Here is a 10,879-nt window from a genome sequence, read left to right on the forward strand (position 1 = left end):
GCGATCCCAGATTCAGGGTGCCTGGATGGAAGGTCACGCACCCGCCATCAAGGTTTTGCTGAACGAGGCAAGTCCTGAAAAAATCGCCCGCACCCTTACCTACTACGAGTATCTCAGCGGTGACAACCTGCGGCGCCTTGAGTCCTTCAACCAGACCCTGCGGGAACTCCGCCAGACTCGCCAGCAGGTGCTGGAAGCGCGGGCGGAAGTGACCAGGCTGGAACAACAGACGGTAGAACGCCAGCAGCAGCTGGAGCAACAAAAAGCCCGACGCCAGCAAACCCTGGCCGCCCTGCAGCAGGACATCCGCCAGCGCCAGGGTGAGCGAAGCACCCTGGAGGCTGACCGCGACCGCCTGGAAAAACTGCTCAGGGAGGTAGAGGAAGCCATTGCCAACATCCCTGCCCCAAATGAAACCGAACCCTTCAATAAACGTCGTGGCAGTCTCAGCTGGCCAGCTGACGGACGCATTGTCGCAAGTTTTGGCGGCAGCATGGCCCAGGGTCACCTGCGCCGGAACGGCGTGCTGTTCAATACCAGCGAAGAGGCCGAGATAAAAGCCGTTCACCACGGCCGGGTGGTGTTCGCCAACTGGCTGCGGGGCTTCGGCCTGATGACCATTGTTGACCACGGTAATGGCTATATGACGCTGTACGGCCACAGCAGCAGTCTGCTCACATCGCCCGGCGACTGGATTCAGACCGGACAGGCCATTGCCCTGGCGGGGCGCACCGGAGGCACGGATGATCCTGCGGTATATTTTGAACTGCGTCACCAGGGCAAACCCCAGAACCCGGAACCCTGGCTGAGACGGCCCTAGCCTGCTGACAAACCCATTGCAGACCGCCATACTGTCGTTAGCTTATGGTTTACAGCAACCTGAATATAAGCCTCAAAACAGGATGACCGCATGATACGGGTAACCGAATTCCGCAAGGCCAGTGTGTTGGTTGGCCTTATCACCTTCAGCTGTCTGTTGGCTGCACCGGCCTGGGCAGAGGAACAGGCGATTTCTGCCGACCTTCCTGCCGAGCAGATTCGGGCAACCTTGCCGCTGGATGACTTGCGCAAGTTCACCGAAGTCTTTGCCCGTATCAAAGACGCCTATGTCGAGGAGATTTCTGACCAGGAACTCCTTGAAAACGCCATCAAGGGCATGCTGTCCGGCCTGGACCCTCATTCCACCTACCTCGAGCCCAAGGCCTATGAAGAGCTGGAAGAAAGCACCAGCGGAGAATTCGGTGGCCTCGGTATCGAAGTCGGCATGGAGGACGGCTTCGTCAAGGTAATTGCCCCCATTGACGACACCCCGGCGCAACGTGCCGGCGTCATGGCCGGTGATCTGATCATCAAACTCGGTGACGAACCGGTCAAAGGCATGAGCCTGCAGGACGCGGTGGGCAAAATGCGCGGCAAACCCGGAACCATTCTTACCCTTACCATCATGCGGGACGGTGAAAGTGCCCCCATTGAACTGGATGTGGAGCGGGCCATTATCAGGGTCACCAGTATCAAGTCCCGGACCCTGGAACCCGGTTATGGCTACATCAGGATTACCCAGTTCCAGGAAGAAACCGGCAAACAGTTCAGAGAGGCCGTCAGCGCACTGCTGCAGGAAAATGACGACACACTCAACGGGCTGGTCATCGACGTTCGCAACAACCCCGGTGGCATTCTGCAGGCGGCAGTGGAAACCTCAGATGCCGTGCTCGATGAAGGGCTGATCGTCTACACAGAGGGCCGAATCCAGAGTTCACGGCTGCGTTTTAACGCCCGTGCCGGCGACGTTACCAATGGCACGCCCATCATCGTGCTGATCAACGGTGGCTCGGCGTCTGCATCGGAAATACTGGCAGGTGCACTGCAGGATCACGGCCGGGCGGTTGTCATGGGTACCCGCTCGTTTGGCAAGGGGTCTGTGCAGACCATCATTCCGCTGGATGAGACTCACGCCATCAAGATGACCACCGCCCGCTACTTCACACCGGACGGCCGCTCCATTCAGGCCAGAGGCATCCGGCCTGACATTGAAGTACGCCCCGCCACCCTGACCGAACAGTCTGGTGGTGCCATATACAGTGAAGCGAACCTGAGTGGTCACCTGGATAACGGCGACAAGAATGAAGAGGATGCAGCAGAGGACAGCAGCGGGACCCGTGACAACAACCGCGACTTCCAGCTGCAGTCTGCGCTCAACCTGCTCAAGGGCATGCGGATTCTGGGCAACAAAGAGGCGCCGGTCCAGTGACAGCCTGCCGTCGCCTGGGGTTTCTGATACTGGCAGCGGTGCTGCCGTGGACGGTTCTGGCAGAAGAATCCGGGGTCGCCCCTACCATTGCCATCATTATTGATGACATGGGACATAACGCCGTTCAGGAGTCTCGCCTGATCCGGCTGGAACAACCCCTCACACTGGCGTTCCTGCCGTTCAGGCCTTACACCACGGCGCTGGCCAGACAGGCCCACCAGCACCAGAAAGAGGTGATGCTGCACGCCCCCATGGCCAACACCCGTCTGATTGGTCTTGGCGCCGGTGGTCTGAGCCCGGAGATGAACCGCGAGCAGGTGGCTCAGACCCTGCGCCGGGCACTGCGCTCCCTGCCCCACGTCCAGGGCGTGAATAATCACATGGGCAGCCTGCTGACCCAGATGGAACAACCCATGAGCTGGGTCATGGAAGAGCTGCATAACTTTCCGCTCTACTTTATCGACAGTCGCACCATCGCCAGCTCCATTGCCGGCCGGGTCGCCGAACAGCACCAGGTCCCCACCATGACCCGTGACGTGTTCCTGGACCATGAGGCAACCGAGGAGTTCGTGCATCAGCAATTCCAGCTGCTGATCCGGAAAGCGAAGGAGAATGGCACCGCCATCGGCATCGGTCATCCCTACGAGGTGACCATCAGCTACCTGGAAAAAGCCCTGCCGGCACTGGATGAGGAAGGCATAGCCGTGGCCACGGTAAGCGCGGTCTGGGCGATCCGTAACAACAACGAACGGATGTTTGCCGACGGTGAGAAACGCCTCATCAGCCCGTCACTTGTGCGCACGGCCAACTCATCAGACTAGTGCCTCTCGTTAATTTCGCGCAATCAGCTGCTTCATCCAGTCAAGTAACACCGTGGCCAGCAACTCCGGCCTGGTCAGCAACCGGTACTGATGCGCACCAAAGATCCGCGGCAGATAGTTGGGCGACTGGCGATCAATGGTCAGGCAGAACGGGGAGATGCCCTGCAGGCTGGCTTCGGTGACGGCCTGGCGCATATCCTCGACACCGTAGCGCCCCTCATAGTCATCCTTGTCATTGGGTTTGCCGTCAGAAAGCAACAATAGCAGCCGATGGGCCGCCGGCTGCTTCATCAGTCCGGCGGTGGCGTGGCGCAGGGCGGCACCGGCACGGGTGTAATGCTGGGGCTCCAGCGCGCTGATCCTGAGGGCAACCTCGTTGTCATAGCTTTCGTCGAACCGTTTCACCTGGCGCACGGTGACCGCATCCGGTCCCTCGCCGGAGAAGGCCTGCACGGCATAAGGCTCGCCCAGCCTTTCCAGCGCCACACAGACCAGCAGCAGGGCCTCCCGCTCAACATCAATGATGCGTTTGTTCGCTGACACCCAGCTGTCGGTGGATCCGCTGATGTCCATAAGCAGCAGGATGGCCATGTTGCGGTCTCCCGACCGCTGTTTCAGATAAAGACCATCGCTCAGGGGACGCCCGGCCTGATAATCGGCGTAGCTCTCGATGCAGGCATCCAGATCAATGTCATCACCGTCGGTCTGCTTGCGGTAACGTACACGCCGGGCACTCAGCATCTCGAAATGGCGGCGGATCACATTGAGCATGACTTCGTGGGCCCTGAGGGTGTCATCGACCCACTGCTGAGAGCCCTGCCCCGACGACAACAAGCGGACCGTGGCACCGGGTACCCGGTAGACCCGGTTGCGGTAATCCCACTCCGGATAGCTCAACCCCTCCCCTGCGGCAATGGCAGCTTTGAGTTCCAGCTTTGCCCTGGCATCCGGCGGGTCATCTGACAGCAGCACTTCCTTTGGCTGGCCTGGGGTTGATACCAGGCGCGCTTCGGTCATTTCCGACACCAGGTCGCCGTACTGGTCGGCGCTGATGTCATCATCCCGGTCCACGGGTCGTTGCATCCCCATGGGGTCCTCAGCGTGAGGATGGGACTCGTCGCCCTGAATCATCCATATGCTGTCTTCGTTTTCGTTCCGTTCCTCCTCTTCTGTGGGTTTGCGCTCCCTGGGCCGCCGGGGAAGGTGGCCGCCCCTGGGGGCCTCATCCGTGCCGTCACTTTGCCCACTCTCCGTCTGGGCAGCGACAGCCTCCGGCGGTGACCGGAACTCTCCGGTCCACCAGTCTTTCAGTAACGGCTCGGGGCCCAGCTTTTTCTCATCCAGGCCTTCCGGTACCAGGCTGGCTTCCCTGAGCAGCCTGCGGGCAGTGGCCAATGATTCGGCCGGCGAGTCGCTGAAGGGCACGGCCGGGTGAGGCTGGCCACCCCGCAGAACGAGGAAAGACCGGTACAGCTGCTCCAGTGGTTGCCTGCAACCAGGGAATCGCTGCAGTGGTGGTCTTGCTGTCAGGGCTCGCTGGCGCAGCTGTGCCAGCGCTGTGGTCATGCCGGGCAGCAACCCCGCCAGCTCCAGGTCCGCGGAATAGGCCTCCAGCAGCAGAAAGATATCCGCCAGCACCGGCGCCAGGCCCTCGTTGATCTGTTTTGCACCACCCCGGCGGGCCCGGACCACCTGTTGCAGCGCCATAACACGGTAAAGCACAGTAGCTTCAGCGCCATCGGAATTACCCAGATCAGGCGGCAGCCAGACAGACACGCCGTCCGTGGCCGGCACTGCGGCCTCTCGCCTGGGCCGGCGGTCATGCCTGAACAGAATGGCGAGCATAGTGGCATGGGCAGGCGGTTGCGCCACCCGCAACGGGTAGCCTTCACCGAAAATGGCGGTAATCAGCAGGTCAAGGCGGGCAGCAACGTCGTTCAGCGTGGTTAACCCGGAGTTATCCGAAGACGTGCGATAACGCTTCCACAGCGACTGTGCGTAGACCGTTGCGTGTCGTGCAACGTCGCTGACAACCTCTTCGGCTTCAGCCATGGCCACTGCTCCAGGTTATGCGCTGGCCGTTTCGTCACCCAGCCAGGCGGAATCAGACAAAGGTGGCATCCACCAGGTCATGCATGGCGCCCACCAGGGACTCATCGTCCGAGAGCGGTGAGATGAGGCCGGCGTAGCAGGCCTCTTTCACAGGAATGCCGTTACCTATGAGACTTGCCGTTGCAATCAACAGGCGGGTGCTGGGAACTTCGGCCAGCCCCCGGTCCCGCAACGAACGGATGCGATGAGCCAGTTCCACCAGAGCCCGGGAGATTGCCTCGTCGGCGCCACTCTCCTGCATCACAATCCTGGTTTCCTGCCCGGCGGCGGGGAAATCCAGGTCCATGGCCACAAACCGTTGGCGGGTGCTGGGCTTCAGGTCCTTCATCATGCGCTGGTAGCCCGGGTTGTAGGACACCACCAACTGAAACCCGGGTGCGGCCCGGACCGTCTCGCCGGTCTTGTCGATGGGCAGGATTCGCCGGTGATCGGTCAGGGCATGGAGGACCACGATGGTGTCCTGCCGCGCCTCCACCACTTCATCCAGATAGCAGATAGCGCCTTCCCGCACTGCCCGGGTCAGTGGCCCGTCCTGCCATTCGGTGCCGTTATGGCGAATCAGGTAACGCCCGATCAGGTCACTGGCAGTGAGGTCATCGTGGCAGGGAATGGTGACCAGTGGCCGGCCCAGGTGCCAGGCCATGTATTCCACGAACCGGGTCTTCCCACAACCGGTCGGTCCCTTGAGCATGGCCGCCAGTTTGCTGGCGTGGCACTGCTCGAAAATACCGACTTCAGGACCGGACGGAAGATAATAGGGTTTGTCTCCCGCTCGCCCCTCACCGGGTTTGATCAGCTCGTCAGCGGACACGTCAGGTCGTTCCTTTTGCCGGGCTGCTCGTGCTGCGACCACTGCTGAGTGGCGCCTCCACCGGCGCGTCGCCCTCCACCCTGTCCAATACCGGCCGGTAACGGAAGAAATCATAGATAAACAACCCGACACCGATGGCGAACATGCTGCCGGTTGCGATGAGCATCAGGAAATGGACCTGAATCTTGAGCTGGGCATCCAGGTAACCCATGCCCATTATCCGTTCCAGATACACCTGCCCGATGCCGGCGGTGGCGAACGAGAGGGTCATGCCGAACATGCCGCCCACCTGCATCCAGAAGGCCCAGTATCCCATGGAGGTGCCTCTCTCAGGGCGTCCCGGGCAAATCTGCGGCAGGGCATAGGAAATCATCGCCAGCACGATCATGGCGTAGGCGCCGTAGAAGGCGGCGTGGCCGTGCATAGCCGTAATCAGGGTGCCATGGGTCCACTTGTTGATGGCCGGAAAGGTGTGGGCCAGGCCCAGCAACCCCGCACCAAACAGCGCAAACAAGGCGCTGCCAATGGTCCAGTGCAATGCCAGGGCGTTAGGGTGAGCCAGTCCGGAGCGGCGCATGGCGCTGTAGGCAAATATGGCCATGCCCACCAGCGCCGCAGGCTCCAGAGCACTGAAGAAGCCGCCAATCGGCAGCCAGTACTGAGGCACACCTACCCAGTAATAATGATGGGCCGTTCCCAGAATACCGGCGATAAACACCAGACCGACGATGACGTACAACCACTTTTCCATGACCTCGCGATCTGCACCCGACAGACGGATCAGCAGATAGGCCAGAAACGAGCCCATGATCATCATCCACACACCTTCTACCCAGAGGTGGATTGTCCACCACCGGTAGAAGATGGAAACGGTGTAGTTCTCGTAGTGCAGCAATGCCGGAAAGAACAACAAGGCGGAGCTGACCAGACCAAGCACCAGAACGCCTTCAGTGGTGGTAAACCGTCCCGATTTCTTGATGGTCATGCCGATGTTGTACAGGAAAATCAGCATGCATATGACAATCACGATCTTGTGGGGCAGCGGCTGCTCCAGCAGCTTGTTACCGGTACCGTACCGGAACAGATAACCGATGATGGCCGTCACCCCCATCAACGTCCACAGGATCAACTGGATGTAGGCCAGCTTGACGCTGTGCAATTCGGTACGGGATTCATCCGGTATCAGCCAGTAGGTGCCGCCCATGAAACCGGCCAGTACCCAGACAATCAGCAAATTGGTATGAATCACCTTGGTAACATCAAACGGCAGTATGTACAGCAAGGGGTCCGGCCCCAGATATTTGGCGGCCGAAAGCAGGCCGAAGACCAGCTGCAGGCCAAAAAGCGCCATGGCAACTGCAAAATACCAGTAGGCAACGGATTGCGATTGATACCGCATTATTGTTCTCCCTGTCGCTGAGGCCTTACCTTGTCCGGGACAAGACTCTGGCGCATTTTTATTTGAGTGTCATAAGGTAGGCAACCAACTGATCAACCTCTGCTTCAGAGAGACTGTCACCATAACCGGTCGGCATGAACGAGGCTCCCCCGGCCGAATACATGGCTCCGGGGACCAGATGGGCACTGGGTGCAACAATGGATTCGCGGATATAGCCTTCCACATCCGTCGCCTCGCCCTGATAGTCAGCAGAGGCCAGCATCTCCTCGGCCCACCAGTCCAGCCATGGTGGGCCCGGCCATATCGGCACCGGGTGCCGTGGAGTGACAGGCATTGCAGGCGGGTGAAGCGGTGCGGAAAACCCGCTGACCTTTGGCCCGCGGATCGTCCGGCTCATCGACCGGTGTGGCTCCGGGAGCGTCCTCCGCACCGCCGGCTACGGCGATCCCGCCAGTGACCAGAATCGGCCGGGGCGGCCAGCCCTGATTGTCCACATTGGCGACCCAGTCCAGAAACAGGATCAGGTCGTCGATCTCCTTGTCACTCAGGTTCTGAGTGGGCATCAGGCGACGGTGTTTCTGTTCGTCATAGAAATCGGAGGGATTCTTCATATAGGCCTTGAGATAGGCCTCGCCACGGTGCTGCGTGATCTTGGTCAGATCCGGGGCGTAGTAGGCACCTTCACCAAACAGGGTATGGCAGTTAATGCAGTTGTACTTGTGCCACACATCCTTGCCGTGGGTGACTTCCGGCGTGATGTTCTGAGAGTGGGTCAGCTCCGGAAACTGGCGGTGGCTGTCCAGCGTCAGGATCAGAAAGATCAGTGCCGAGATTGCAGTGGCTGCAACCGCGAAGATGCGTGACTGTCGGTTTGTCATGGTCAGTCCTGCCTATACGCCAATCCCATTCCAGTACAGGACTGAAATGGACACTGCATAAATGATGGCGGTGGCCATCAGGGCCAGTACAACAAAACTGAATATTCGGAACGGTGTGTAGAGCTTTTTCTGCCGCATGAAACCTCCCTGGTCTTCAATCATTAGAATTATTATTTATGCATCTTAAAGCTAGCAGCTATTTCCGTCTGTTCAAGAAAAGACCAACACACAGATTGCCAATTACAACGATAGTCTCCGGTTTGCGTCATTTTTCCGTTCGCCTACACCATAAACATGCACGTGAATAACTTTTATTTGCACTGAATGTGCATGCCCGTTCGAGACATCATGTTCAACGGCTCCATGCCGGCGCTTACCAGCACCTCCAACATGGAATCCAATACCGGAGACACCATGCCGCATCTTCTTCGGTATAGGCAGACCGAACCTGGTATCAGGCTTCCGCGTCATCGGGGAAATCTTCGAAAGGGTTTATGGCCCGGGCCAGGAAAGGGCTGGCCGGAATTCTCACCGTAAGAGGCGAAACAGACCCGGGCATCTTCAGCAAGAAGAGGAGGAGGTGGACGATAGCGCAGGACACTGACCCGGTCGATCAGTCAGTACATTGTGACACCGGGCGCCATGCCCGGTGTTCTTGTTTTGTTGTCAGCGAACCTCAATACCCTGCGCTTTCATAAACGCCTTGGCTTCGGGAATGGTGTGCTGCACAAAGTGGAAAATTGATGCGGCCAGCACCGCATCGGCGCCGCCCAGGGTCACCCCGTCGGCAAGGTGCTGCAGTTCACCGACACCGCCGGAGGCGATCACCGGAACGGTTACCGCATCGCTCACGGCCCGGGTAAGCCCAAGATCAAAACCGATCTTGGTGCCATCCCGGTCCATGCTGGTGAGCAGCAGTTCGCCGGCACCCATCTCGGTCATCTTGCGGGCCCAGGCCACAGCATCGAGGCCCGTAGGCTTGCGGCCACCGTGGGTGAAGATTTCCCAGCGCGGTGTTTCGCCCTCGGCGCTGACCCGCTTGGCATCGATCGCCACCACAATGCACTGACTGCCAAACCGGTCGGCCGCCTCGCGCACAAAGTCCGGATTGAACACCGCCGCGGTGTTGATGGAGACCTTATCGGCACCGGCATTCAGCAGCTTGCGGATGTCATCCACGGTCCGCACGCCGCCGCCAACGGTCAGCGGGATAAACACCTGGCTGGCTATGCGTTCGACGGTTTCATAGGTGGTATCGCGGCTTTCATGGCTGGCGGTGATGTCGAGAAAGGTGATCTCGTCGGCACCCTGCTCGTTGTATCTGCGCGCCACTTCGACCGGGTCACCAGCGTCGCGGATACCCACAAAGTTGACGCCCTTGACCACCCTGCCCTTGTCCACGTCCAGACAGGGAATGATACGTTTGGCCAGTCCCATTCGCTGCTCCTTAAGCGTTCAGGCTGTCGCAGAAGGCCTGGGCCTCCGCCACATCCAGAGTACCTTCATAGATGGCACGGCCGGTGATGGCCCCCAGAATGCCTTTGTCCGCCACTTTGGCGAGACGCTTCAGGTCGTCCATATTGGTCACACCGCCGGACGCAATCACCGGAATACCGCCGGCTTCCGCCAGCGCAGCGGTGGCCTCTACGTTGACGCCCTGCATCATGCCGTCGCGACTGATGTCGGTGTATACAATGGAGTCGACACCATCACTGGCAAACCGCTTCGCCAGATCGGTGGCCATGACTTCGGTCACTTCAGCCCAGCCATCAATGGCAACACGGCCATCTTTGGCATCCAGACCCACGATGATGTGACCGGGGAATTCCTTGCACATCTGCGTCACAAAGTCCGGCTCCCTGACCGCCTTGGTACCGATAATGACCCACTGCACGCCCGCCTTCAGGTAAGACTCAATGGTTTCGGCAGAACGGATACCACCACCAATCTGGATCGGCAGCTTCGGGGATTTACGGGCAATGGCCTGAACGATCTCGCCGTTCACCGGCTCGCCGGCAAAGGCGCCGTTAAGGTCCACCAGATGCAGGCGCCGGGCGCCGGCATCCACCCAGCGGGTGGCCATATCAACCGGGTCGTCACCGAATACCGTGGAGTCGTCCATACGGCCCTGGCGCAGGCGTACACATTTACCGTCTTTAAGATCAATGGCGGGGATAATCAGCATAGTGTTTATGTTCCTTCGGGCTGGCTTGCATCACTCGGTAACCGGGCAACAGCAATGGCGTCAAGGCTGCGGCAGTGCTATCCGCGGCAGGTATTCAGTGGCTGCCAGTCCATTCTGTGAAGTTTTTCAGTAACTGCAGCCCTGCCCGGGCGCTTTTCTCCGGGTGAAACTGCACGGCAAAGATATTGTCGCGGGCAACCGCTGCAGCCAGATCGACGCCGTACCGGGTGCGGCCGGCAATGTCAGGGTTGTTGTCCGCTTCGGCGTAATAGCTGTGCACGAAGTAGAAACGGTCGCCATCCGGAATCTGGTGCCACAGGGGATGGTCGGCGGTCTGCCAGACCTGGTTCCAGCCCATATGGGGAACCTTGAGGCGCTCACCGTTTTCTTCCAGCTGCTCACCGAAAAACCGTACCCTGGAGTGA

General features: G+C 59.5%; 9 protein-coding genes and 1 pseudogene. 3 read left to right on the forward strand and 7 right to left on the reverse strand.

Translation table 11 applies throughout. The annotated features are described in order from the left end of the window. The 3 genes from AAC035_RS12735 to AAC035_RS12745 all read left to right on the forward strand — a co-directional run. Window positions 1-820, forward strand: an 820-nt coding sequence (locus tag AAC035_RS12735; protein WP_339804751.1) for a peptidoglycan DD-metalloendopeptidase family protein, incomplete at its 5' end; no start/stop codon positions are given. Window positions 821-910: 90 nt separating this feature from the next. Further along, complete coding sequence (locus AAC035_RS12740) at window positions 911-2,248, forward strand: S41 family peptidase (RefSeq protein WP_339804753.1); 1,338 nt, start codon at window positions 911-913, stop codon at window positions 2,246-2,248. A gap of 23 nt (window positions 2,249-2,271) precedes the next feature. Next, entirely contained in the window at window positions 2,272-3,069 is a 798-nt protein-coding gene (locus AAC035_RS12745; RefSeq protein WP_339804769.1) for a divergent polysaccharide deacetylase family protein, read from the forward strand. 9 nt (window positions 3,070-3,078) lie between these two features. On the opposite strand, the gene AAC035_RS12750 is transcribed toward AAC035_RS12745, so the two are convergent. From AAC035_RS12750 to hisH, 7 genes and pseudogenes are all read right to left on the reverse strand, one after another. Then, window positions 3,079-5,121 (reverse strand): VWA domain-containing protein, encoded by a 2,043-nt coding sequence (locus AAC035_RS12750; RefSeq protein ID WP_339804755.1) that lies wholly within the window; start codon window positions 5,119-5,121, stop codon window positions 3,079-3,081. Between the two features lie 52 nt (window positions 5,122-5,173). Next, window positions 5,174-5,992 (reverse strand): CbbQ/NirQ/NorQ/GpvN family protein, encoded by an 819-nt coding sequence (locus tag AAC035_RS12755; RefSeq protein WP_339804757.1) that lies wholly within the window; start codon window positions 5,990-5,992, stop codon window positions 5,174-5,176. Between the two features lies 1 nt (window position 5,993). Further along, window positions 5,994-7,391: a cbb3-type cytochrome c oxidase subunit I gene (locus tag AAC035_RS12760; RefSeq protein ID WP_339804759.1), complete on the reverse strand. Its 1,398-nt coding sequence runs from the start codon at window positions 7,389-7,391 to the stop codon at window positions 5,994-5,996. A gap of 58 nt (window positions 7,392-7,449) precedes the next feature. After that, window positions 7,450-8,269 (reverse strand): annotated as a pseudogene (locus AAC035_RS12765) (cytochrome c). Between the two features lie 666 nt (window positions 8,270-8,935). Next, window positions 8,936-9,706 carry an imidazole glycerol phosphate synthase subunit HisF gene (gene hisF / locus AAC035_RS12770; RefSeq protein ID WP_339804761.1) on the reverse strand — a complete coding sequence of 257 codons (771 nt, stop codon included), beginning with the start codon at window positions 9,704-9,706 and terminating at the stop codon, window positions 8,936-8,938. A 10-nt stretch (window positions 9,707-9,716) separates the two neighbouring features. Next, window positions 9,717-10,454, reverse strand: coding sequence for a 1-(5-phosphoribosyl)-5-[(5-phosphoribosylamino)methylideneamino]imidazole-4-carboxamide isomerase (gene hisA, locus AAC035_RS12775; RefSeq protein WP_339804764.1), 738 nt, complete (start codon window positions 10,452-10,454; stop codon window positions 9,717-9,719). A gap of 94 nt (window positions 10,455-10,548) precedes the next feature. Continuing rightward, window positions 10,549-10,879 (reverse strand): imidazole glycerol phosphate synthase subunit HisH (gene hisH, locus AAC035_RS12780; RefSeq protein WP_339804767.1); only part of this gene is annotated, 331 nt, incomplete at its 5' end.

The organism is uncultured Marinobacter sp. (assembly GCF_963974375.1).
Lineage (GTDB): Bacteria > Pseudomonadota > Gammaproteobacteria > Pseudomonadales > Oleiphilaceae > Marinobacter.

Excerpts from the sequence above, each read along its gene's own strand:
- AAC035_RS12740 (WP_339804753.1), top strand. The coding sequence starts at position 911 with ATGATACGGGTAACCGAATTCCGCAAGGCCAGTGTGTTGGTTGGCCTT.
- AAC035_RS12750 (WP_339804755.1), bottom strand. The coding sequence starts at position 5,121 with ATGGCTGAAGCCGAAGAGGTTGTCAGCGACGTTGCACGACACGCAACG.
- AAC035_RS12760 (WP_339804759.1), bottom strand. The coding sequence starts at position 7,391 with ATGCGGTATCAATCGCAATCCGTTGCCTACTGGTATTTTGCAGTTGCC.
- hisF (WP_339804761.1), bottom strand. The coding sequence starts at position 9,706 with ATGGGACTGGCCAAACGTATCATTCCCTGTCTGGACGTGGACAAGGGC.
- hisA (WP_339804764.1), bottom strand. The coding sequence starts at position 10,454 with ATGCTGATTATCCCCGCCATTGATCTTAAAGACGGTAAATGTGTACGC.